This window comes from Paenibacillus aestuarii (assembly GCF_027789125.1).
Lineage (GTDB): Bacteria > Bacillota > Bacilli > Paenibacillales > NBRC-103111 > Paenibacillus_E > Paenibacillus_E aestuarii.
The window spans coordinates 1-23,574 of record NZ_JAQFVF010000055.1; the positions used below are offsets into that span (position 1 = coordinate 1).

General features: G+C 49.1%; 21 protein-coding genes, 8 tRNA genes and 1 riboswitch. Of the genes, 26 read left to right on the top strand and 3 right to left on the bottom strand.

What is annotated here, in order from left to right; translation table 11 throughout:
* Positions 1-22 precede the first annotated feature (22 nt).
* The 16 genes from O9139_RS21800 to glmS all read left to right on the top strand — a co-directional run bounded on the left by O9139_RS21800 (position 23) and on the right by glmS (position 11,985).
* Positions 23-95 (top strand) — tRNA-Thr (locus tag O9139_RS21800).
* An 8-nt stretch (positions 96-103) separates the two neighbouring features.
* A tRNA-Gln gene (locus O9139_RS21805) sits at positions 104-175 on the top strand.
* A gap of 10 nt (positions 176-185) precedes the next feature.
* Positions 186-258 (top strand) — tRNA-Lys (locus O9139_RS21810).
* Between the two features lie 19 nt (positions 259-277).
* Positions 278-360, top strand: a tRNA-Leu gene (locus tag O9139_RS21815).
* Positions 361-363: 3 nt separating this feature from the next.
* Positions 364-438: transfer RNA gene (locus O9139_RS21820), tRNA-Gly, on the top strand.
* Between the two features lie 8 nt (positions 439-446).
* Positions 447-523, top strand: a tRNA-Arg gene (locus tag O9139_RS21825).
* Positions 524-544: 21 nt separating this feature from the next.
* Positions 545-618: transfer RNA gene (locus O9139_RS21830), tRNA-Pro, on the top strand.
* A 6-nt stretch (positions 619-624) separates the two neighbouring features.
* Positions 625-695: transfer RNA gene (locus O9139_RS21835), tRNA-Gly, on the top strand.
* Positions 696-928: 233 nt separating this feature from the next.
* Complete coding sequence (gene ppc / locus O9139_RS21840) at positions 929-3,715, top strand: phosphoenolpyruvate carboxylase (RefSeq protein ID WP_270881543.1); 2,787 nt, start codon at positions 929-931, stop codon at positions 3,713-3,715.
* A 120-nt stretch (positions 3,716-3,835) separates the two neighbouring features.
* The gene (locus O9139_RS21845) at positions 3,836-4,735 is read left to right on the top strand and encodes a DMT family transporter (RefSeq protein ID WP_270881607.1); all 900 of its coding nucleotides are present in this window, start codon (positions 3,836-3,838) and stop codon (positions 4,733-4,735) included.
* A gap of 26 nt (positions 4,736-4,761) precedes the next feature.
* Positions 4,762-5,340 carry an RNA polymerase sigma factor SigW gene (gene sigW / locus O9139_RS21850; protein ID WP_270881544.1) on the top strand — a complete coding sequence of 193 codons (579 nt, stop codon included), beginning with the start codon at positions 4,762-4,764 and terminating at the stop codon, positions 5,338-5,340.
* A gap of 87 nt (positions 5,341-5,427) precedes the next feature.
* A complete protein-coding gene (locus O9139_RS21855; protein WP_270881545.1) occupies positions 5,428-6,033 on the top strand; it encodes a zf-HC2 domain-containing protein in 606 nt (201 codons plus the stop codon).
* Between the two features lie 184 nt (positions 6,034-6,217).
* The gene (gene cdaA, locus O9139_RS21860) at positions 6,218-7,033 is read left to right on the top strand and encodes a diadenylate cyclase CdaA (protein ID WP_270881546.1); all 816 of its coding nucleotides are present in this window, start codon (positions 6,218-6,220) and stop codon (positions 7,031-7,033) included.
* Complete coding sequence (locus tag O9139_RS21865) at positions 7,026-8,273, top strand: CdaR family protein (RefSeq protein ID WP_270881547.1); 1,248 nt, start codon at positions 7,026-7,028, stop codon at positions 8,271-8,273. The genes cdaA and O9139_RS21865 overlap by 8 nt, the downstream gene beginning before the upstream one ends.
* Positions 8,274-8,311: 38 nt before the next feature.
* Positions 8,312-9,652: a phosphoglucosamine mutase gene (glmM, locus tag O9139_RS21870; protein WP_270881548.1), complete on the top strand. Its 1,341-nt coding sequence runs from the start codon at positions 8,312-8,314 to the stop codon at positions 9,650-9,652.
* A 500-nt stretch (positions 9,653-10,152) separates the two neighbouring features.
* Positions 10,153-11,985 (top strand): glutamine--fructose-6-phosphate transaminase (isomerizing), encoded by a 1,833-nt coding sequence (glmS, locus tag O9139_RS21875; protein ID WP_270881549.1) that lies wholly within the window; start codon positions 10,153-10,155, stop codon positions 11,983-11,985.
* 79 nt (positions 11,986-12,064) lie between these two features.
* On the opposite strand, the gene O9139_RS21880 is transcribed toward glmS, so the two are convergent.
* From O9139_RS21880 to O9139_RS21890, 3 genes are all read right to left on the bottom strand, one after another.
* Positions 12,065-12,826 carry an SDR family oxidoreductase gene (locus O9139_RS21880; protein ID WP_270881550.1) on the bottom strand — a complete coding sequence of 254 codons (762 nt, stop codon included), beginning with the start codon at positions 12,824-12,826 and terminating at the stop codon, positions 12,065-12,067.
* A 13-nt stretch (positions 12,827-12,839) separates the two neighbouring features.
* The gene (locus O9139_RS21885) at positions 12,840-13,199 is read right to left on the bottom strand and encodes a MerR family transcriptional regulator (protein ID WP_270881551.1); all 360 of its coding nucleotides are present in this window, start codon (positions 13,197-13,199) and stop codon (positions 12,840-12,842) included.
* 156 nt (positions 13,200-13,355) lie between these two features.
* Entirely contained in the window at positions 13,356-14,081 is a 726-nt protein-coding gene (locus tag O9139_RS21890; RefSeq protein ID WP_270881552.1) for a Crp/Fnr family transcriptional regulator, read from the bottom strand.
* 179 nt (positions 14,082-14,260) lie between these two features.
* Here O9139_RS21890 and mobA point away from each other — a divergent pair, with 179 nt between their 5' ends.
* The 10 genes from mobA to kdpA all read left to right on the top strand — a co-directional run bounded on the left by mobA (position 14,261) and on the right by kdpA (position 23,550).
* On the top strand, positions 14,261-14,863 hold the full coding sequence (gene mobA, locus O9139_RS21895) for a molybdenum cofactor guanylyltransferase (RefSeq protein WP_270881553.1): 603 nt from the start codon (positions 14,261-14,263) through the stop codon (positions 14,861-14,863).
* 114 nt (positions 14,864-14,977) lie between these two features.
* Entirely contained in the window at positions 14,978-15,127 is a 150-nt protein-coding gene (locus O9139_RS21900; RefSeq protein WP_333742804.1) for a cytochrome c oxidase subunit 2A, read from the top strand.
* 33 nt (positions 15,128-15,160) lie between these two features.
* Complete coding sequence (locus O9139_RS21905) at positions 15,161-15,631, top strand: cytochrome c oxidase subunit II (RefSeq protein ID WP_270881554.1); 471 nt, start codon at positions 15,161-15,163, stop codon at positions 15,629-15,631.
* A gap of 31 nt (positions 15,632-15,662) precedes the next feature.
* A complete protein-coding gene (locus O9139_RS21910; protein ID WP_270881555.1) occupies positions 15,663-17,327 on the top strand; it encodes a b(o/a)3-type cytochrome-c oxidase subunit 1 in 1,665 nt (554 codons plus the stop codon).
* A gap of 143 nt (positions 17,328-17,470) precedes the next feature.
* Positions 17,471-17,845: a cupredoxin domain-containing protein gene (locus O9139_RS21915; RefSeq protein WP_270881556.1), complete on the top strand. Its 375-nt coding sequence runs from the start codon at positions 17,471-17,473 to the stop codon at positions 17,843-17,845.
* Between the two features lie 159 nt (positions 17,846-18,004).
* The gene (locus O9139_RS21920) at positions 18,005-20,038 is read left to right on the top strand and encodes a Na+/H+ antiporter (RefSeq protein ID WP_270881557.1); all 2,034 of its coding nucleotides are present in this window, start codon (positions 18,005-18,007) and stop codon (positions 20,036-20,038) included.
* Positions 20,039-20,339: 301 nt separating this feature from the next.
* Positions 20,340-20,521: riboswitch (cyclic di-AMP (ydaO/yuaA leader) on the top strand.
* A 120-nt stretch (positions 20,522-20,641) separates the two neighbouring features.
* A complete protein-coding gene (locus O9139_RS21925) occupies positions 20,642-21,094 on the top strand; it encodes a hypothetical protein (protein ID WP_270881558.1) in 453 nt (150 codons plus the stop codon).
* A 143-nt stretch (positions 21,095-21,237) separates the two neighbouring features.
* Positions 21,238-21,633, top strand: coding sequence for a hypothetical protein (locus O9139_RS21930; protein WP_270881559.1), 396 nt, complete (start codon positions 21,238-21,240; stop codon positions 21,631-21,633).
* 120 nt (positions 21,634-21,753) lie between these two features.
* Positions 21,754-21,831 (top strand): potassium-transporting ATPase subunit F, encoded by a 78-nt coding sequence (locus tag O9139_RS33390; RefSeq protein ID WP_377525942.1) that lies wholly within the window; start codon positions 21,754-21,756, stop codon positions 21,829-21,831.
* A gap of 45 nt (positions 21,832-21,876) precedes the next feature.
* Positions 21,877-23,550, top strand: a complete 1,674-nt coding sequence (kdpA, locus tag O9139_RS21935; RefSeq protein ID WP_270881609.1) for a potassium-transporting ATPase subunit KdpA — start codon at positions 21,877-21,879, stop codon at positions 23,548-23,550.
* Positions 23,551-23,574 lie beyond the last annotated feature (24 nt).

A 23,574-nucleotide genomic window follows, 5' to 3' on the forward strand; every position in this document is an offset into this window, starting at 1 on the left:
CCGTCAGCCTCCACCATCATATGCCGTTGTAGCTCAACTGGTAGAGCAACTGACTTGTAATCAGTAGGTTGGGGGTTCAAGTCCTCTCGACGGCATGTTTTATTGGGGATTAGCCAAGCGGTAAGGCAACGGACTTTGACTCCGTCATGCCAAGGTTCGAATCCTTGATCCCCAGTCTCTTATTTGAGCCATTAGCTCAGTTGGTAGAGCACCTGACTTTTAATCAGGGTGTCGTAGGTTCGAGTCCTACATGGCTCACTTTTAACTATTTTTATGCGCGCGTATGGCGGAATTGGCAGACGCACTAGACTTAGGATCTAGCGGGCGACCGTGGGGGTTCAAGTCCCTCTACGCGCACCATTTGCGGAAGTGGCTCAGGGGTAGAGCATCGCCTTGCCAAGGCGAGGGTCGCGGGTTCGAATCCCGTCTTCCGCTCCATATGTTTTGTGCCCTTAGCTCAGCTGGATAGAGCGTTTGACTACGAATCAAAAGGTCGGGAGTTCGAATCTCTCAGGGCACGCCACTTTTTAAACCATACATATATCGGGACGTAGCTCAGCTTGGTAGAGCACCTGCTTTGGGAGCAGGGGGTCGCATGTTCAAATCGTGTCGTCCCGATAACGTGCGGGTGTAGTTCAATGGTAGAACTCCAGCCTTCCAAGCTGGTAGCGTGGGTTCGATTCCCATCACCCGCTTAACGAAAAGAAATCACCGGTAACGGTGGTTTTTTTGTTTTCCAATATAGAAAGGATTAGTTCTTGACAGGAAGAGCATGGAGCTTTTCGTCATGAATCTAATCTTTTTTTCATTTTACACTATGTGCCCGAAGCGGAATGTGGTAGAATATTCAGAAATGAGTTTTTGTGTGGAAAATACTTTGCTAGAGAGAAGCTTTAATGTAACATAGCGACTAGATGAGGTGGAGAGTATGTCAGAGAATACAAACAGCATACAGAAACAATCTACGAATAACTTGCTGCGGAGAGATGTCCGTTTCTTGGGCCATATTTTGGGCGAGGTCCTGGTCCATCAAGGCGGGAACGAGCTGCTTGACGTAGTTGAGAAAATACGTGAGATGAGCAAGTCGTTGAGAGCTCATTACGTACCAGAGATTTACGAGGAGTTCAAGGCAACGATCACTGCGTTAGATCCGGAAATTCGGCATCATGTCATCCGCGCTTTTGCGATCTATTTTCAGTTGGTCAACATTGCCGAGCAAAACCATCGGATTCGTCGTAAAAGAGATTACGAACGTTCCTCCGGTGAGCTCGTTCAACCTGGCTCCATTGAAAGCATCGTGCAAGAACTGAAGAATAATCACATTCCGCACCAAGAGGTACAGGAGATCCTTCAAGCGATTTCGTTGGAGCTTGTCATGACAGCTCACCCTACGGAAGCGATGCGACGTGCTGTACTGGACGTAAACCTGCGGATTTCCGATGATATGATGAAGCTGGATAATCCGATGCTGACCCACCGCGAACGTGAACAGCTCCGTGAGAAGCTGCTGGGTGAGGTGCTGAACCTATGGCAAACAGATGAGCTTCGTGACCGTAAACCGACTGTCATCGATGAAGTTCGTAACGGACTTTACTACTTTGACGAAACATTATTTGACGTTCTGCCTGAGGTGTACCACGAGCTGGAGCGTTGTTTGAATAAATACTATCCGGAAAAAGTATGGCATGTTCCATCGTTCTTGAAATTCGGATCCTGGATCGGCGGGGACCGTGACGGCAACCCTTCAGTAAGAGCGAATGTGACTTGGGAAACGCTGCAGCTTCATCGTCAACTGGCACTTCAGAAGTATGACGAGATTCTTAAAGAGACGCTGGAGCACATGAGCTTTAGCCGTAATATTGTCACAGTTAGCGAAGAGCTGCTGGCTTCGATTCAAAAAGATCGTGAGGTTCTGGGCAACGTTCAAGACGTATGGCGGAACGAGAAAGAACCGTATCGGATCAAAACAACCTATATGATCGAGAAGATTCATCATACAGGCGACCCGAACGTACCGGCCTCTCATAAATACAACAGTCCGGAAGAGTTCATTGCCGATCTGCAAATTATCGATGCCAGCCTAAGAGGGCATTACGCAGACTATGTCGCAGATAAATACTTCAAAAAGCTGATCCGCCAGGTCGAGCTGTTCGGTTTCCATTTGGCTGCGCTGGATATTAGACAGCACAGTAAGGAACATGAATCAGCAATGACGGAGATTTTGGCGAAAATGGGCATTGCTGCAGACTACAGTAAGCTGTCTGAGAGTGAAAAGATTAGCTTGCTGACAAATGTCTTGAACGATCCTAGACCGGTCACTTCGGTCTATCTGGAATATTCGGAAGGCACGCAAGAATGCCTCGACGTATACCGCACGGTTAGCCGCGCTCAGAAAGAGTTCGGACGCAACTGCATCAACAGCTACCTGATTAGTATGACACAAGGTGCCAGCGACCTTCTTGAGGTTATGGTTTTTGCGAAGGAAGCTGGGCTTTACCGCAAGGAGAGCGACGGCACGGTGACTTGCACAATGCAATCTGTGCCGCTCTTTGAAACGATTGATGATTTGCATGCTGCCCCTGAAATCATGAGCACGCTTCTTGCGATTCCCGCATATAAGTCGAGCTTGGATCCAGAGACACAGCTGCACGAGATCATGCTGGGCTACTCGGACAGCAATAAGGATGGCGGTGTCATTACCGCGAACTGGGAGCTGCGCATGGCGCTCCAGAATATTACGGATACAGCGAAAAAGTTCGGCGTTAAGCTGAAGTTCTTCCATGGCCGCGGCGGCGCGCTCGGTCGCGGCGGAATGCCGCTGAACCGCAGCATTCTGGCACAGCCGGTCGAAACGCTTGGTGGCGGCATCAAAATCACCGAGCAAGGGGAAGTGCTTTCCTCGCGCTATTCCTTGCAAGGCATTGCTTACCGAAGCCTGGAACAGGCGACATTCGCCTTGATTACCGCTTCGAAGCTGTCCCGCACGCCTCAGCGCCATCCGAAGGAAGAAAGATGGGAAACCATCATGAGAGGCATCTCGGAGCAGGCGCAGAAGAAATATCAGGATCTGATTTTCCGAGATGAAGATTTCTTGACGTTCTTCAAGGAGTCTACGCCGCTGCCGGAGATCGGCGAACTGAACATCGGCTCCCGCCCTTCTAAACGTAAAAATAGCGATCGCTTCGAGGATCTGCGCGCGATTCCATGGGTGTTCGCCTGGACGCAAAGCAGATACTTGCTGCCGGCTTGGTATGCGGCTGGAACAGGCATCCAAAGCTTTTACCAAGGCGTAGAAGAGAACCTTGAGACGTTGAAGGAAATGTACACAGAATGGTCCTTCTTCAGCTCCATGGTGGATAACCTGCAAATGGCACTGGCGAAGGCCGATCTGTTGATCGCGAAAGAATACGGCAATATGGTGAAGAAATCGGAGATCGCCGAGCGTATCTTCGGCTTGATCAGGGAAGAATACGCATTGACTTCTTCCATCATTCTACAGATTACAGGCCAACAGGAAATTCTGGATAACGTACCGGTGATCCAAGAGTCCATTCGCCTGCGTAACCCTTATGTAGATCCGCTAAGCTACATGCAAGTCGAGCTGCTTGCAGAGCTTCGCGAACTGCGTGATAACAATCAAGATGATGCAGATCTGCTGCGTGAAGTATTGCTCACGATCAACGGAATTGCTGCAGGACTTAGAAATACGGGCTGATTCTACATTCAGCGAATTTAAAATAAAGCAAGTCGAAGAGTCGGGGGTCTCGGAACAAGAGGCACTCGACTTTTCGCCGTGATTGTTACTGTTGCATGAATTATAGGAGTGTTGAACGAAATGATGCGTTGGGTAGCGATTTTCCTTGTCATTATAGGGGCATCGAGTTACGGATTACTCTCTTCTTTTATTAAATTGGCCTATGGTCAAGGATTCAATGACGGGCAAATTACGCCTACACAAATGTTGATGGGGACACTGTGTGTATGGCTGCTTATTTTATTTTCCAAAGCTTCGTGGGTAAATCCTTTCAAAGGACCATGGATAAAACTTGGATTAATTGGTATATTTGGATTAGCATTGACTACAAGTTTTTACAACATCGCGATATCTGAACTAAATGCCTCTATGGCGATCATTTTACTGTTTCAATTTACGTGGCTCACAATCGCCATCGACTGTGTGAAGCGGCGCAGACGACCTCGAATAGCCGAAGGTATCGCCGTAGTCATCATTATGCTGGGGACTTTGATGGCAGTGGATGTTTTGAACACGGATTGGCATCAATTCAACTCTAGAGGGCTTCTATATGGCCTTGCCTCTGCTGTAACGTACAGCGTGTTCCTTTTCTCTACGGGCCAGGTGAAGAGCCAGCTGCCGCCTCTTATGAATTCTGCCGTCATGCTAACAGCCTCGCTGCCGGTGATGTTCATCTTGCATCCTCCAACTGTATTCATACAAGCAAATGGGGGATATTTATTGTTATGGGGGCTTCTTCTGGGCATCTTAGGCCAGGTCATTCCAACAATCACATTCAATATGGGGATTCCACGGATTGGCAGCACCTTAGCGGCAATGCTAGGGTCTGTAGAGCTGCCGGTTGCTATCATAGCCGCTCATTTCATCATCGGAGAGCAAGTTGCGCTGCTGCAATGGTTTGGAATGGGGTGTATTCTTATAGGTATTGTTATCTCTGAATACAAGCCCAAATCCGCTGCTTTTCAAAAGGTAGAAAGTTGAATCGTCTAGAAGCCGGAGGTATCGGAGTGAATTTTGTAGAAGCTAGACTGGCGAAATTGGCCAGGAACGGGGATCGAAATGCTTTTGAGGAGCTCGTTGAGCTCTATAAGGATAAGATCTTTCACTTGGCTTACCGAATGTTGAATAACAAGCAGGAGGCCGAGGATGCGGTGCAGGAAACATTCTTGCGGGTTTACACGAATTTGCATCGATATGATGAGAATCAGAAGTTTTCAACATGGATTTTTAGAATAGGCACGAATTTATGTATTGATAAGCTGCGGCGCAGGAAGAACACATATTCCTTGGACGCGGAGCTGCCCGATGGCGAAGGCAACGATTTCTATGCCATGCTGCCCAGTGATGAGGATACGCCTGAGAAGCAGCTTATCGTCTCGGAGACACAGGAGCAAATTCGCAAGGCGATTGAAACGCTGCCGGAGAAATACAAATCGGTTGTGATCTTACGATATTTGCACGATATGTCGCTTCAGGAGATCGGGGATGTGCTGGGCATGCCGGTGACAACGGTGAAAACCAGGGTGCATCGCGGTCGGGAGTACTTACGCAAGCTGCTTGAGCAGCATGAACATATTACCATCTAAAAAAATGTTGCCATAGTGAAACATATGCGCAATTCAAACGTATGGTATACCACAAAAGCAATAGATCAAGAAAGGGGTGGCGGCAGCATGAATTGTAAGGAAGCCCTCCCGCTCATACATGAATATCTCGATGGTGATTTGCATGGGTCAGAAGCAAAAGAGTTGAAAGAGCACCTGATCGCTTGTCCTGCATGCCGGACGCTATTCAAGCAATTGGAGCAAACGGAAGCGATGGTGCGGTCGCTCCCTCCAGTCCGTGTGCCTGATACACTAACTGCGCAGATCATGAGCGGACTTCCACCAATGAAGAAGAGCAGAACGTGGACGGATTGGATTCGTAAACACCCGGCTGTGTCCGTAGCGGTTGTCTTTGCCGCTGTCATGTTCGGCAGCTACATGTCCATGTGGAATGATGACAAGAACCTGATGGTGAAGGGAAATGACTTGCAGGAAGTTATTATTCAAGGCGATACCGTAATCGTCCCACAAGGCCATACCGTCAACGGGGACCTGGTTGTTCAGCGCGGCAAGCTGGAAGTAGAGGGAGATGTGACGGGGAACGTGACGGTTATTGACGGCTCCGTGAACTTGGCCTCCACCGCGCATATCTCGGGACAGGTAACCAAAGTCGATGAAGCGATTGGTTGGATTTGGTACAAACTGGGCGAGATTGTGAATATGATTGGGAGTTAAAAGAGCTGCGTCCTTATTCAAGCCCATGAGGCTGGATGGGGACGTTTTTTATTGGGAAAAATGATCGGAAATAGCAAAAATGTCATGATTCAAAGACCGTATAAATAGAAGTCTTGTGTGGATTATGGTATGATGCTAAATACAGAGAGAATCTATGTGTTAAGCCGTTGGGGGAGAATATTAGATGGACCTGCTCACGAGCATCTCGATTAAGGATATTATTGATATTCTGATCGTCAGCTATGTGATTTATAAACTGATATTATTAGTCCGGGGAACAAGAGCCATTCAGCTAATGAAGGGTATTCTTGTTGTTGTCATTACTTGGGCACTCAGTATTTGGTTCCAGCTGAGCACCCTGCAGTGGATGATGAATCAGACATTGACCTTCGGGGTACTAGGCATCCTGATTATTTTCCAGCCTGAGCTCAGGCGCGCTTTGGAGCAGTTAGGGCGCGGCAAGCTATTCAGCAGGTCCTCTTCGGAAGAGGATCAAGATGTGAACAAGCGGATCGGAGAAGTGATTCGAGCGGCGAACTATTTGGCTAAACGGAAAATAGGGGCTTTGCTTGTATTTGAAAAAGAGACAGGCCTCACGGATTATGTAGAGTCCGGCATTGCGATTGAAAGCAAAATTAGCGCAGAGCTGTTAATTAATATATTTATTCCGAATACACCGCTGCACGACGGTGCGGTTATTGTAAGGCAAAATCAGCTTATGGCGGCTGGATGTTATTTGCCGTTGTCCGAGAATCCTTTTATCAGCAAAGAGCTGGGTACGCGCCATAGGGCCGCGATCGGCATGAGTGAAGTTTCGGATGCGATGTGTGTGGTCGTTTCCGAGGAGACCGGACAGATCTCGCTTACGATGAACGGGCATATCGTTCGGGATATTAAAGAGGAGTCGCTGATTGCCAAGCTTTTTGAAGAGCTGAAGCCGAAGGCGAAGACGAAAGAAAAGAACCCTTTCTTGAAGTGGAGGGGACGAAACAATGGATAAATGGCTGCGCAATACGAATGTTGTACGGGTCGTCGCCCTGATTATTAGTATATTTTTATGGGTTGTCGTCCACTTAGATCAAAAAGGTGTGGTCGGCAGCTCCCCCATCCGGGAGCGTGTGGAAACGATCAATAACGTCGCCATTACGACCAAATATGATGAGAGTCATTACTTTATCTCGTCCATGTCTCCTTCCAATGTACAAGTCGTGATTAACGGGAAAGAATCTTCTGTGAAAAAAGTGACGGCGAGCAATTCCTACCAGATCCAGCTTGACCTCACCCAGGTCGGCAAGGGAGACCATCAACTGCCGCTTACGCCGATAGGGTTTCCTTCGGACGTAGAAGTTCAGATCACCCCGCGGACTGTCCACGTTGTCATTGAAGAGCTGCAGATGAAAGAAGTTCCTGTCGTCATCAACTTGAAAGGCACGCCGGCTGCTGGACTTAAAGCGGGTCAGCCGATTGTGAAGCCGAACAAGGTGTATATTACGGCACCAACGAGCAAGCTGAGCCTGATTGAAAATGTTCACGGCGAGGTATCCGTCGATAAAGCGCAATCGGCCGTTACTAAACAGGTGAGGCTGCAAGCTTTTGATAAGGATGGTAAGGAAGTAGCGGTGAACCTGAATCCGACTGTTGTGGATGTCGAGGTGCCGATTACAAGCCCGTTCCAGACGATTCCTCTGCAATTGAAGCTTAGCGGCGAGCCGCCCAAAGGCTTCGCCATTTCCTCGGTGACGCAGACGCCGGACAAGATTACGGTTTACGGCACGCAAGAAGAAGTGGACCGCCTGGAGTTCTACCAAGGGCCGCAGATTAACGTGCAGGACATTAAAGAAACAAAGGATTATACACTGGATATCCCCCTTCGGAATAAAGTAACTCAACTGGATCCGTCTAAGGTCACCGTGCATGTGGAAATCGTACCTTCCGTGACCAAGGCGATCGAGAATGTGCCGATCACCATTATCGGGCAAAATGAGAGCTATAATACGAAGGTAACCCTGCCTGACACAGGGAAATTAAATATTACGGTCGAAGGTGCACCTGCGTTGATCGATCAGCTGAAGACGGAGGATATCCAAGCGATTTTGGATGTGAGCAATCTGCCTCCAGGCAAGCATGAGCTGAAAGTTGCGCTGAACCTGCCGACATATGTGAAACTGGGGATGCCGCAAGAAGTGAAAGCAACGGTAGAAATTAGCGAGCAGGCACCGAAACCAACCGTGAGCCCATAAGGTATGCGGGACATAGAACATAGAGGAGAAGAGAAAATATGGGGAAATATTTTGGCACAGATGGTGTAAGGGGAGTCGCTAATCGCGAATTAACACCAGAATTAGCTTATAAAATTGGCCGTTGTGGCGGTTTTGTCCTGACTCGTCAGGCGCAGCATCCAAAAGTGGTAATCGGACGGGACACACGAATTTCGGGTCCTATGCTTGAGGCAGCGTTGGTAGCAGGCTTGCTGTCCATTGGTGTTCATGTCATCCGCATTGGCGTTGTCAGCACACCGGCAGTCGCTTATTTGACTAAAAAGCTGGGTGCAGACGCAGGCGTTATGATCTCCGCTTCGCATAATCCTGTAGCGGATAACGGTATTAAGTTCTTCGGCGGCGACGGCTTCAAACTGCTGGACGAGACAGAGCTGGAGATTGAGAAGCTGCTGGACGCCGCTGTAGATGAATTGCCGCGCCCTGAAGGTGGCGAGATCGGTACGGTTTCCGATGATGCGGAGGCGAAGTTCGCCTATCTGGAGTTTTTGAAAACGACCGTATCCGAGTCTTTCCAAGGATTCAAGGTCGTGCTCGACTGCGCGAATGGCGCGGCGTATGAGCTGGCACCCAAAGTGTTCCGCGATCTTGGCGCGGAAGTAATTGCGATTGGCGCCGAGCCAACAGGGCGCAACATCAATGAGCAATGCGGCTCCACCCACCCCGACAAGCTTTGCGAGGAAGTGGTTAAGCACGGCGCAGCCATTGGTCTTGCTTTTGACGGCGACGCGGATCGTCTGATCGCAGTCGATGAGACAGGCGCCGAGATTGACGGCGACTACATTTTGAGCATTTGCGGCGATGCACTGAACCGCGCAGGCAAGCTGAACCACAGCACGATCGTGACGACCGTGATGGCGAACATCGGCTTTTTCAAAGGGATTGAAAAGGCGGGTTTGAAAGGCTTGCAGACGGCGGTGGGCGACCGTTATGTGATGGAAGAGATGCGCAAGGGCGGGTATAACCTGGGTGGCGAGCAGTCCGGTCACGTTATTTTCCTGGACTACATCTCCACAGGTGACGGTATTCTCACAGCGCTGCAATTGATGAATACGATTGTTCAATCCGGTCAGAAATTGAGCGAATTGAAGCATATTATGCGCAAGTTCCCGCAGCTGCTAGTGAACGTTCGTGTAGCTGACAAGAGCAAATTGAAGGACAATCCGGTGATTGAAGAAGCGATCCGCAAGGTGGAGACTGAGCTGGGCGATAATGGCCGCGTACTGGTACGACCATCCGGCACAGAGTCGCTGATCCGTGTAATGGCCGAAGGACCGGACAAAGAGCAGGTTGATGCTTATGTTCAAACAATTGCCAAAGTTATTCAAGAGCAGCTGGTATAGGCTGTAAAGCCTTATGGAACGCCCCTTTTCTGTAATTCTGTGGATAGAGAAGGGGAATCCATTGTTAAGAACAGGCAGTCTTGCAAGGAAAAAAGTGTTGCGCATCTGTGGTAAAATGAATATGATGTAAATGTGTTTTTTACTCAAGAAGGAAAGGCAGGGTAGAGGTTGATCTAGCCATAATAGCGCCAGAACTCGCGAGCGGGACGGATAACTGCGCGGTGCGAGTTGACGAGGTGAAGGTGTTCGAAACATTCGGCGGGGACCTTCCGGTACAGAGCTAGAGTGCCGTTAAGTTGGAGAGAAAAACGCTTGGGCGACCGGGCTGACAAGATTCCAACATTGCTAGCTATTGATGATGAACTTATTGCACGTTATATAGATTATGTTCTTTTGTTTTTTTTGAATGTAGGTTAGCATGTTTTTTTATCATGGGTAAAAAGATTGATCTTTGACAAACAGCCTAGAGAGGCTTATAAAAATTTGGAGGTTACTACACTATGTGCGGAATCGTTGGATATATTGGCAAGCGTAATTCTCAAGAAATTCTACTAGAAGGACTCAAAAAACTCGAATATCGAGGTTATGATTCAGCTGGTGTGGCTGTTTATACGGCAAGTGGACTGCAAATTCAGAAAGCGAAAGGCCGCATTGCGAACCTGGAATCCAAGCTGGAGGAAGCACCTCTGAACGGAAGCGTCGGAATCGGGCATACGCGTTGGGCAACTCACGGCAAACCTTCTGATGTGAACTCTCACCCGCATACAGACAACTCGATGAAGTTTTCTGTTGTGCACAACGGGATTATTGAGAACTACATCACTTTGAAAGAGGAATTGATCGAGAAAGGACATGTATTCGTATCGGAAACAGATACAGAGGTTATTTCTCATCTGATCGCTGACCTGTACGAAGGAGATATCCTGAAAGCTGTTCAGAAAGCTGTGAAACGCATGACTGGCGCATTTGCGCTGGGCGTTTTGACAGAATTCGAGCCAGATCGTTTGGTCGCTGTGCGTCAAGCTAGCCCGCTGATCATTGGTATCGGTGAAGGCGAGAACTTTATCGGCTCGGATATTCCGGCAATCTTGGAGTATACACGCAATGTGTTTATTCTAAATGATGGAGAAATGGCGCTGTTAACCCGAGAAGGTGTCGAATTAATGACTCTCGAGGGGAATTTTATTTCCAGGGAAATGTTCCGTGTCGATTGGGATATTGTTACGGCGGAAAAAGCCGGTTTTGATCACTTTATGTTGAAAGAAATTCATGAGCAGCCTAGAGCTTATCGCGATACGATGGGCAGCCGCATCTCTGCGGATGGCACGCAAGTGACTTTGAACGAGCTGACGACCCTTACTCCAGAAGCGATTCGTGAAATCAATCGTGTTCATATTGTTGCCTGCGGTACGGCGTATCATGCGGGAATGGTTGGGAAATACATCATTGAGAAAATGGCGCGCATTCCAGTTGAGATTGATGTCGCTTCCGAGTATCGTTACCGTTCACCGATTATTACGAAGGACACGCTCGTTATTGTCGTAAGTCAGTCCGGTGAAACCGCGGATACACTGGCTGCTCTGCGTGAAGCGAAGCGCTGTGGAGCGCATGTGCTGGCCATTACGAACGTTGTGGGCAGCTCGGTTGCACGTGAAGCGGATGACATGATCGTTACGCTGGCAGGCCCTGAAATTGCGGTTGCGTCGACAAAGGCGTATACGTCACAGTTGGTCGCATTCTACCTATTCGGTTTGCACCTGGCTCAAACACTTGGCACGCAAACTGCCGCAGAAATCGCTGAAACGCTTGCAGCGTTGAAGGCTCTTCCGGAGCAGGTTGAGGCGATCCTGGAGCAAGCTGAAGCCATTAAAGGCGTTGCTGAGGAAATGGCGAAGCATGACAACTTGTTCTTCATCGGCCGCGGCTTGGACTATGCAGTCGCTTTGGAAGGCTCCCTGAAGTTGAAAGAGATCTCTTATATTCACTCTGAAGCTTACGCAGCAGGTGAATTGAAGCACGGTACTCTTGCGTTGATCGAGGAAGGCGTTCCTGTGATTGCGTTGGCAACTCAGCACGAGCTGCTTGAGAAAACTGTGAGCAACATTAAAGAAGTGAAGGCGCGCGGCGCGAATGTGCTCGGCATCGCTGTTGAAGGCGAGCTGGAGCTGCAGAAGTCTGTAGACAGCACATTCGTGATTCCGAAGACGCTGGACGTCCTGGCTCCAGCTCTTTCGGTAGTGCCGCTGCAACTGCTGTCCTACTACGCTTCCTTGGCGCGCGGCAACGATGTTGATAAGCCGCGTAACTTGGCGAAGAGTGTGACGGTGGAGTAAGGGTTTGGAGAAGTGTTAAGGGTTATGAAATAAATAAAAGAGGCGCCAAAATGGCGCCTCTTTTTTTATTGTCTTTAGCTTACTCGAGCATATTTTTTGTCGCGTTATACATACTCGCTGCATATTGGTCAATTTCATCCCGCGACATGCGTAAGCGGGCCACAGAAGTGCCGTATCCAATCTCCGACAAACCTTCGGCCAACCCCTCAAAAATACCATCCGCAAAAGCATCTAACGGCTCGCCATGCACATGCAAGCCTGTCCCGCCCAGATCTGTATTGACGGCTGGAGGAGCCACTTCAATGACTTCAACAGACGTATCCGATAGTTGGTGCCGCAGACTCATGGTGAAGGAATGAAGAGCCGCTTTCGTTGCAGAATAAATAGGAGCAATTGCAAACGGAGTAAAGGCTAACCCGGATGTTACGTTAATGATCGCCGCGTCGGCTTTCGTTGCAAAAAACGGAGCGAACAACATCGAGAGATGAATAGGCGCTTCAATGTTAGTTGTGAGTTCTTTATTGAAATAGGCCCAATTGCTCTTTGCATCCGCTTTAAGCACGCTAAAGCGTTGTTGGATCCCCGCATTGTTCACTAACACATTCACTTCCGGATAATTCGCGGTGACCCAATCGAACAAGGCTGCACGCTCAGATTCAATATCCAGGTCACTGACACGCGTAATGAGGCCTGGAACCTTATCTTTTGCACTTTGGAGCACATGCTCACGTCGTCCAGTCACAATGACGGTATTTCCCGCTTTGACGAAGCGTTCTGCAAAAGCTAAGCCAATTCCTGCGCTTCCACCAGTAATAAGTATGGTATTATTAGAAAGTTTCATTTTCATCCACTCCTCAGTTAGGTTTTGTATATCGTGTAATTTTTACGTCAATGCCTTCTAAAGACTCTGTCATCAATGAAATCTTGTCCAGTACAGCTTGTTTATGATTCAACATCATTTTAAGTCGTTGTTCAGTGGTGCTTTCACCTTCTACTACCCAATCCATATATTGTTTAATGTCACTTATGGGCATCTGTGTATTCTTTAAACAAATAACGGTTGCGAGGAGCGCCAATTGAACCTCTGAGAATAACCGCCGACCGGCATCATCACGTTCGATGAACGGTAATAAGCCCTTTCTTTCATAATAACGTATCGTTGATTCTGGAAGATTAAATCTGGCTGCAGCTTCGCTAATGGATAAATACTTCATCTGGAGACCTCCGGATACTTTGTCCTGTCGACAAAATTATGATACGACTTAAACCATAGTTTAAGTCAACAATAAGTTTTTTTAGGTTTTGCGTAAAAAAACAAAACAGCCTTAGTTCGGACCACCATCCCAACTAAGGCTGCTTCAATTAGAGCGTCAAATTCGGCAAATATCCTTCGGACAATTCTCACAATGACAAATATCCCGCAAATAATCGAGACTTAAAATAATAAGCCGTCCCTGTTCATCAAACTGAATGGCGTTAGCCTTCTTGAGCTCGCCAAGCATGCGATTGACGCTTTCTCGGGTAGCGCCGATCATGTCGGCAAGCTCGGAATTGGTCAGCTTCTTGGAAACGAGAATCTGTCCATCCTGCTGAATGCCGTAGGAGTTCGAGAGCCTGATCATTAACGAACATAACGCACCGTGCTTGCCGAACATCATGAGATCACGGAATTTGGTCTGTGTCATGCGATGAACAAGCCCCATCCACTTCATGAATTCCACCGCTAGATCTCCATGCTGCCAAAGCAGCACTTCCAGATCCTTCTGCTGGATGACACCTATGACGGAATCCTCCATCGCTTCGGCCTTGAAGATGTGCAGCGACTGCTGGAATGGATCGAACTGGCCAAACATATCGCCAGCTTGGTACATGTATAAAACAAATTGTCTACCTTCATCCGAAGATTTGGTAATTTTGATACGACCTTTTTTAATAAAGTAAAGCTTATCCGCAGGATCCCCTTCCCAGAACAGATGCGCTCCGGCAGCGACCTTCATCTCATACATGATCTGCTGCAGCTTCGTTAAGCTTTCTGCTGAAAAGAAACCTGTATTTGTCACACCCGTATTGGGCTTTGTTGCGTTCACGTTCTCCATCGACTTACCACATCCTAATAACATGATCAGGCAGTTTATTCAAGTATAACAAATTTTCTCCTTACGCACTGTGATTTATATCACACCGCGAATGAGGCTGTGACATTTTTCACTTACGGAATGCAAAGTCTGAACTAAATTATAACTATACCAAACTTGTTAGGGAGGTGTGGCGGTAAATGCTTACAGGAGTGATTTTGGCTGGTGGAGTCAAACGTCGCATGAATGGCACGTTGAAGTCGCTGCTCCCGTTTGACGGGCAGCCGCTCATTGTCCGGCAAATTAATCAAATGAGAAGTTTATGTGATGAACTTATGGTTGTTACGGACGAGCCTAGACCGTTGCTGCCTGTGCTCGATCCGTCGGTGCGTGTGATAACGGATTTTTTTAAAGGCTGTGGAGCGCTTGGAGGGCTGCATGCGGCGTTATCGTTAGCTGGCAACTCGTCGGTATGGATTGTAGGCGGTGACATGCCCTTCCTTTCCAGTGAAGCAGCGAAGCTTATGTGGAAGAGAAAGAGCGAAGGGCTCCACGCGGTCATCCCTCGTATTGCGGGCGAGTTAGTTCCGCTACACGGTATTTATGACCGGGCAAGCACGTCGCCCATGATTCCGTTATTGGAACGAGGCGAATCCAAGATATTAGCGTTGCTCGATCATATTATTTGGGGAGACGCCTCACTGGACGACCTGCCGGAACTTGGCGCTGAGGGAAATCTTGCCTCCAGCATCAGAACGATGCAGGATTATGAAGCTCTGCAGCAGGGCAGACGGAGGCTATAGGCCAAATGTGCGATTTCGCGGCGATGTGATCTTCGTCACAGAGGTTTACGCTGGAAATCTTCTACAATAAGGGCGACGCGATCTAGCCCGAAGATGGAGGTGATTAACATCGTTATGGAGATGAAGGAAAAAGATCAGGCTGTGGCTGCTGCTACAGATGAGCAGCCGGTTCTTAAGGGAACTTTTGCTGCGGTATTGCTTCTAGGGGGATTTCTGGCTGTTACTTGGTTTGCCGTGTTCCTATTATTTCTTTCTAGACAGTAGCCGAATCGTAATGCAAGGAGAAAGGGGCAGGTTATGCATATTCATAAACTTGAAAAAATTTGGCTCACCATTGGGATCAGCATGTTATTCGTTTTTTTAGGCGTCCTAGGCGTATCCGCTTTTGCCATGGGCTTACAACCGCCTAGTGAACACCACCATATGCTCGATCCGGCTAAAGTATATGAGACAGCGCCATTCGACAAGCCAGGGCTGCGCCAAACCGGGGACAACACGTATGAAGCTGTGATGACCGCTTTTACCTTCGGCTATGCTCCGGATAAGATGGAGATTCCGCTCGGAGCGACCATTGACTTCGTGGTGACCAGCCAGGATGTCGTTCACGGCTTCGAAATCCCGGGCACCAATATCAATATGATGATTGTTCCTGGTGAAGTCAGCCATGTCAGCCATAAGTTTACGAAGCCAGGCGAGTATTTGATTCTATGCAACGAATACTGCGGTGGTGCGCATGAATTTATGAAGACAACGATTATCGTAAAATGACAGGAAGCTATTCAGGAAGGTGGAAGTTGTCATGCTGACAGGAAGACAGGAGTTTGGTAAAGCTATATTTGATCCAAAGGACGGCAGGCTCGTTGTTGCCCATATCCTTGTTGCTTTTATAGCTTTGCTTATTGGCGGAGTGGCCGGGCTGCTGCAATCGATGGTGAGAAGCGGGACGTTGAAGCTCCCGTTCAATATTGGATACTATGAGCTCTTGACCGCGCACGGCGTGTTGATGGCTATCATTTTTACAACGTATTTTATTATCGGGTTTCTGTATTCAGGTGTATCCCATACGTTAGGGGGTAAACTGCTACCGATTGTGAACCGCATGGGATGGCTCGGATTTGCACTTATGACAGCTGGCACTGCACTCGGCGTGGTCATGATTCTGACCGGGAAGGCCAGTGTACTGTATACGTTTTACGCGCCGCTTAAGGCATCTCCTTACTTCTATATCAGCTTGGTTTTCATTGTAGTAGGCAGCTGGATTAGCGGTTGGGGAATTTTTTATCAGTTTAAATACTGGAAAAGAATGCATCAAGGCCAGACATCTCCACTATTTGCCTTCATGGCGGTCGTTACGTTCCTGATGTGGCAGATTGCGACGCTAGGTGTGGCAGCCGAAGTGCTGATTCAGTTGATTCCCTGGTCGTTCGGTTGGGTGGAAACGATCAATGTGATGCTTAGCCGCACACTGTTCTGGTATTTTGGTCATCCGCTCGTTTATTTCTGGCTTATGCCTGCGTATATGTGCTGGTATGTCATCATTCCGAAAATGATCGGGGGCAAAATTTATAGCGATGCGCTGGCTAGACTGGCCTTCATTCTGTTGCTGCTGTTCTCGATTCCGGTAGGGTTTCATCATCAGTTGATGGAGCCGGGGATCAGCCCGTTTTGGAAGTTCCTGCAAGTTGTTCTGACGTTCATGGTTGTCGTTCCTTCGTTGATGACAGCATTCTCCTTATTCGCCACGTTTGAACTGAACGGTCGCGCCAAAGGAGCCAAAGGGCTTTTCGGCTGGGTTCGTGTTATGCCTTGGCGGGACGTGCGCTTTTTCGCTCCATTCATGGGCATGCTGATCTTCATTCCTGCCGGCGCCGGCGGGTTGATCAATGCGAGCAACCAAATGAACGCTGTCATTCACAATACGTTATGGGTGACAGGGCACTTTCATTTGACCGTTGCGACGAGTGTAGCCTTAACCTTCTTTGGCATTACGTATTGGTTGATCCCGGCCGTAACCGGACGCGTTCTAACGAAGCGCATGAATAAGCTGGGTATCATTCAGACAGTGATCTGGTGCGTGGGCATGTTCTTCATGTCAGGAGCCATGCATCTATCGGGATTGCTAGGCGCGCCTCGGAGAACGTCATTTACGACCTATGAGGGACATGCGGATGCGGCGAGTTGGATGCCTTATTATGTTGGCATGGCTGTAGGCGGCACGGTGTTATTCATTGGCGTTCTGCTCATGGTATACAATGTGTTTGCACTGCTCAAAGCACCTCAAGGCGCAACGGAATATCCAATCGGTGAGACGATGGAACAGGCCGAAGCGACACCCGCTTATTTGGAGCGTTGGGGCGTCTGGATTAGTCTATCGGTCATATTGATCCTCATTGCATACTCGATTCCGTTAATGGATATGATCATGCACCCAGGTGTGGGCTCGAAGGGCTTCGTCACTTGGTAAAGGGAATGCCGGACATTGTTGGTAGAGTAATGTTATGATCTTGACAAAATTGTGAAATATTTCACAATCGTAATCATGAGTTCAACATAATTTACAGGGTATTACGGATTATAAAACATTTTTAATCATGGAGGTCTAATAAGATGAAAAAAGTATGGAAAAACGCAGCTTTAGTGGCCATGCTGGTGATGATCGTCTCGGTATTTGCAGCATGCGGCAAAGACGAAGGCGGTGCGACGTCCGGAACTCTCAGCGTGGTGAAGGAAATTACGCTTCAAGCCAAAAACTTTGAGTTCGATCAGAAGGAAATTCGTGTGAAAAAAGGCGATAAAGTCAAAATCACGCTTGAAAACGCGCAAGGCAGCCATTCGGTCAAAATCGAAGGATACGATAAGACGATTCAAGCCGGCAAATCCGTCACTTTTACTGCAGACAAGACGGGCGAGTTTAAATTTGCTTGTGATCTGTTCTGCGGTCAGGGCCATGGTGATATGACGGGGAAATTGATCGTCGAGTAAAGTAATCCAATAAGCGTAACAACGATAAAGCCTCTGAGCCTGTATGCCGCTCATGGGCTTTTATTTTCGTTTCAATTCTGGCAATATAGGGTAATATAGAAGCTGTTTGCCAGAGTTTGCGGAATGATTTCGTTTATTTGTGTAGGAGGGGGAGTCAGGTTGGAAGTTTTTGTTGCCGTTCTGTTACTGCTGGTCTTAATTGGGGTATCCAACGTGATCTACAGGTTCGTTCCCTTCGTGCCTGTCCCATTGATTCAAATTGTGCTGGGAGCCATTATCGCGGTGATCCCGATAGGCATTCATATACCGCTGGAACCGGAGCTGTTTTTTATCTTATTTATCGCTCCACTGCTGTATAACGATGGTAAACATACGCCCCGAGAGGAGCTGTGGCGATTGCGGGCGCCGATTCTACTGCTCTCCGTAGGGCTTGTCTTTGCGACGGTGCTGGTTGTCGGCTACACGATCAACTGGATGATCCCGTCAATCCCACTGGCAGCAGCCTTCGCTCTGGCGGCGATTCTGTCGCCGACGGACGCGGTCGCCGTCGGCTCCTTGGCAGGCCGGATTCACCTGCCAAAGAGCCTGATGCGTCTCTTGGAAGGCGAAGCCTTAATGAACGACGCCTCAGGCCTGGTGGCCTTCCGGTTCGCCATCGCCGCGATGGTGACCGGCGTGTTCTCGCTGCAGAAGGCGACGGTCAGCTTCCTCATCATCGCTGTGGGCGGCTTGGTCGTCGGGGCGCTGCTGGCGTTCATCATCATCGGCATCCGCCAACTGCTCAGGCGCGTCGGCTTAGAGGACGAGACGATGCACATGCTGCTGCAGATCCTGACGCCGTTCCTCCTGTACTTGATCGCAGAGGAGATCGGCGTATCGGGGATCTTGTCCGCTGTGGCGGGCGGCATTGTGCACGCGGTGGAGAGCGAACGGCTGGAACGCGATATGCCGAAGCTGAAGTCGGTATCGACGAACACGTGGTCGGTCATTCTTTTTATCTTGAACGGGCTGGTTTTTGTCATTCTCGGCTTCCAAATCCCCGAAGTGACCGAAGTCATCTTCAAGGATCCGGACTTCAACAATTACCTGATGCTGGGCTACGCGGTCGTTATTTTCGTGATGCTGCTCGTCCTCCGCTTTGTATGGACCCTGCTGTTTACAAGAGGCGGGCGCTGGTTCGGCAAAAACAACAAAGAAGCAGCGAGCTTCAAGGTGCTTATCTTAACGACAATTTCAGGGGTGCGCGGTGCCGTGACCCTGGCAGGTGCCTTCTCCATTCCGCTATCTCTGGCGAGCGGAGAGCTATTCCCGCAGCGCGATCTCATCATCTTCCTCGCGGCCTGTGTGATCCTGCTGTCGCTGCTGACAGCGAGCATTCTACTGCCGCTGATCGCGAAGAAGCGGGTGTCCGCCGACGAGACGGAGAAGGCACAGATCGAGCGCGAGTGGCAAATTCAGGTGATGCAGGCAGCCGTGCGGCACTTGCAGCAGGAGAGCAACGAGGAGAACGAGATTGCGGTGGAATCGGTCATTGCTGAATACCGCAGAATGATTCAGCAGTTAAGCGCAACGGAAAATTCGCCTAGGCCATTACCGCGTCTGCGTCATGAAGAAGTGGAGCTGCGCCGGGCTGCGCTAAATATTGAGCGAGCTTTTATCAGCAACAAATTGGAGCAGGGGACCATCACACAGCGGCATGCTGATTTCTATTTCAAAATGCTGGATCAAGTCGATCTTATTCTCGCCAATCGGTTCCATCTCTGGGTAATGATCTTCAAGAAGCTGTGGGTTCGGTTGAAGACCTCGTTCCGCCTTATTCCGAGCGAGATCTCTTTCTCCGAGCAGGATGTGGCCGCGCTTCGCGGGCTTAAGATCCAGTGCGGTCAGGCGGTTATTCATCAGATGGGACCGTTGTGCACACCGGATTTGAAGGATGATCCGACGGAATGCGTGGTGGCTTACTACAACCAAGTCGTCGATCGTTTGAAAAAGATCCAGCTGGCGTCCACGCATAAGGATCGCACGTTCGACGAGTCCAGGAAAGAATTGCACTGGATTGCTGTGCAGGCGGAGCGGGAAGAAGTGCAAAATCTGTACGAACAGGGGACGATCGACCGTACCTTGGCCGCTGAACTGCGGCGTCTGATCCGCGATCGGGAAGCGTCGCTGTATGAGCAGGATGAATTAGGATGAGTCATGCTACGGATAAAAAAGGAAACCCAGTCATCCCACGTTTAGTGGAGGACTGGTTTTTTTCTTATTTTAAGCAAGGAAGCCTATGATCCGCGTTCACCGACCCTCTAAAGCGGATTTCCCGCTTTAGAGCAACCTCCGGGGGCGAGTGTAGAAATGGTCTCGGCAGGATGCTAATTAAAATATACGGTTGCATACGCTTTCATTCATGAAACAGGTCAAAAATGGCGAAAGATCGGCTCTGTATCATTTTACATCTCCACGGAAAGGGTCTATGATTTGGCTCACAACCAAATAAAACAAAGCAACAACGCTGAGTCCCTACTCGATAGGGAACGGGGGAACCAACAAGAATTAGCCGGGTAAATACGGTAATTACCGGCGGCGTTCTCGGGGTGAATCTCTGGCAAACGATTGCCGGAGTAGGGCGCTCTCAAGCCCGAATCCGACAGCTAACCTCGTAAGCGTATTGGGAGAGAATGACCTCTGAAGGATCTGCCGGCCGCTTAAACGAATGCGGCTGGACAAGAAGCCTGCGTGTAGAGAATTTCTCTGCGCAAGGGCTTCTTTGTGCTTTTCACAAATAAGGAGCGTGTACAAAGAATGATTGAGGAAAAGATTTGCCCGTTGCATCAGGCTCATGCCGGCAGCTGCAAAATCAGCAGCATCGAATGCTTTCGCTTTGATAAGGAGCTCAAACAAAGGCTGTTCCCGGGGTACGGGTATCAAGACGGCTGCGGTGTGCTCACGCTTGGTTCCGATCACGGGGACATTGGCATTAGCGGTTTCGCGCTGCCCTGCACGGCCATGCATGGAGATTTCGTCCGCTGGGCTTACGTGTTTCAGCGGATTAAGGGCTTATCCTTGGAGGATGCGCTGCAGTATGCGCTTCTGAAGCAAGAAGTCTGGGGGATCGACCGCGCGCAAATCCTGGAATCGGCATTGACGTGCATGACTAGCGAGCCTGAAACGGCTTTTCCTGTGAAATCGGAGTGGAACTGTCTAAGAGACCGCAGTTATTTATTCGATCATGCACAAGCCTATATCTCTTTCTAACGAGTGAGATTTTTATGCTTTTTTTACACCTGATCCTGCATTCTTTACCCCCTTTTTACAGCAAATCGTATTAAGATTTCTCTTGTAGCAAATAAGCAATAAAGAAGCTCAGAGCGGGCGTGGTGATGGTGGAGGCGTAGGGTATGAAAGATTCTGCATTTATTCTTGTTGTGGCGCCGATGAATACGGGTGAACCATTGCTCCGGTATTTGAAATACAAGTGTTTGCCATTTATTGTAATAACCAATAATAAGCAGGAAGAGCAGCGTCTTCGCAGACTTGGCGTCGAGCACATCCTCATGGTGGATACGGTGGAGCATGAAACTTGGGCTGTTCCGGAGACACCGATCGGTAAAGTGTTTATGTTCGAAAAAAGTTTGCCGCTATGCTGCCGTTATCTCCAGATTGTCCGGAAATGGACGGCACAGCCGATTTATGTAATCTCCGAGCGGGCCAGTGTCAGGCACATCTACAAAGGGCTCGGGGCTGATCATGTGATTTATTCAAGGAATGGCCAGGTTTCATTCTTAGTTGATTAGTTGCGGGAGGTGACCAAACATATGTTTGGCGATGTTGGTATGGTAATCCTTTTTATCGCATCCTTTGCGGTGTTTTGGGGGTTTTTGAAGTTCTGTGAAAAAGCTTAGGAGGTGGCACCCATGTGGGTTATTGGCTTAATTGCCGGTGTGCTAATCGTGTATCTTTGCGTTGTGTTGGTGAAACCGGAGAAATTTTAAAAAGAGACATGCATCGGTGCATGGGGAGGATTTTCAGACATGGGTATGGGAATTGTGCAGGTAGCCCTGACAGTAGTCATTATTCTGCTATTGGTGAAGCCGATGGGCAGCTATCTTGTCAAAGTATTTGATTATGAACGTTCCGGCCTAGACCGGGTGTTCGGTCCCATCGAGCGGGGCTTTTACCGCATCATGGGTGTTCGCGAGAAAGAATCGATGGGGTGGAAGCAATATTTGGGAGCGATGCTCCTCTCCAACTTCGTTATGATGGTTCTCTTGTATCTTGTCTTGAGAACGCAAAAATATTTGCCGCTCAATCCGGACGGCATCGGCAATATGCCGGCGGCTCAAGCGTTTAATACGGCAACTTCTTTTATCACGAATACGAACTGGCAGTCGTACAGCGGTGAGAATGCCCTGTCCTACTTATCTCAACTGCTGGCCGTAACCTTCCCGATGTTCACATCGGCGGCGACCGGGTTTGCCGTTGCGATTGCTTTTATTCGCGGCTTAATCGGCCGTCAGGACAATCTTGGCAACTTTTACGTGGATGTCACGCGTTCGATTACTCGTATCTTTTTGCCGCTGGGCTTTATCGTTGCTTTGTTCTTGGTGTTCCAAGGCATCCCGCAAACGCTGCAAGGAGCGGCGTCAGCTACGACGCTGGAAGGCGCGCCGCAGACGATCACGCGAGGGCTTGTGGCGTCGCTGGAGTCGATCAAGCATCTCGGAACGAACGGTGGGGGCTGGTTTGGTACCAATGCCGCGCATCCGTTTGAGAATCCGACCGCTTTGTCGAATGTGATTCACATTTTATGCATGATGCTTCTACCTACTGCGCTTGTTTATGCATTCGGGCTTATGATCAAAAACAAGAAGCAAGGCTGGGCGGTTTTCACGGCAATGGGCGTCATCTTCCTGGTGATGCTGGCGACCGTATTCGTTGCTGAATACAAAGGTGTTGCGGCACTCGACAGCATGGGCGTTCATGGCAACATGGAGGGCAAGGAAGTCAGGCTCGGTGTTGCGCAATCGGCGCTGTTCACAGCGGTGACGACCGCGGCCACGACAGGCTCTGTCGATAACATGCATGAATCGTTGACCCCGATGGGCGGCTTTGTGCCACTTGCTGAAATGATGCTCAATAACGTTTACGGTGGTAAAGGCGTAGGCTTGTTGAACGGTTTACTATATCTCATCCTTTCGATTTTCATCTGCGGCTTGATGGTCGGCCGTACGCCGGAATTTCTCGGCAAGAAGATTGAAGGCAAGGAAGTGAAGCTCGCTTCCATCGCATTGCTCACACATCCGTTGATCATTCTAGCTCCGACTGCGCTTGCGCTCTTGCGTCCGGAGTCCATTGCATCGATCTCCAATTCCGGTATGCACGGCTTGTCCGAAGTGTTATATGCTTTCACATCGGGCGCAGCCAATAACGGCTCTGCGTTTGCCGGACTGAATGCCAATACGAACTTCTATAATGTGGGCATTGGTTTAGTGATGCTGTTTGGCCGCTACATCTCCATAATTGCGATGCTGGCAATCGCCGGTTCATTGGCAGTCAAGCGCGTTGTGCCGGTAACGACGGGCACTTTGCGGACGAATACCCCTCTATTTACGGGAATATTGGTAATGATCATTCTCGTAATCGGGGCGCTTACCTTCTTCCCTGCTCTGGCGCTGGGACCGATTGCTGAGCATTTGGCCATGCCGCATTAAGCGCGGCGTACATTCGAGGGAGGA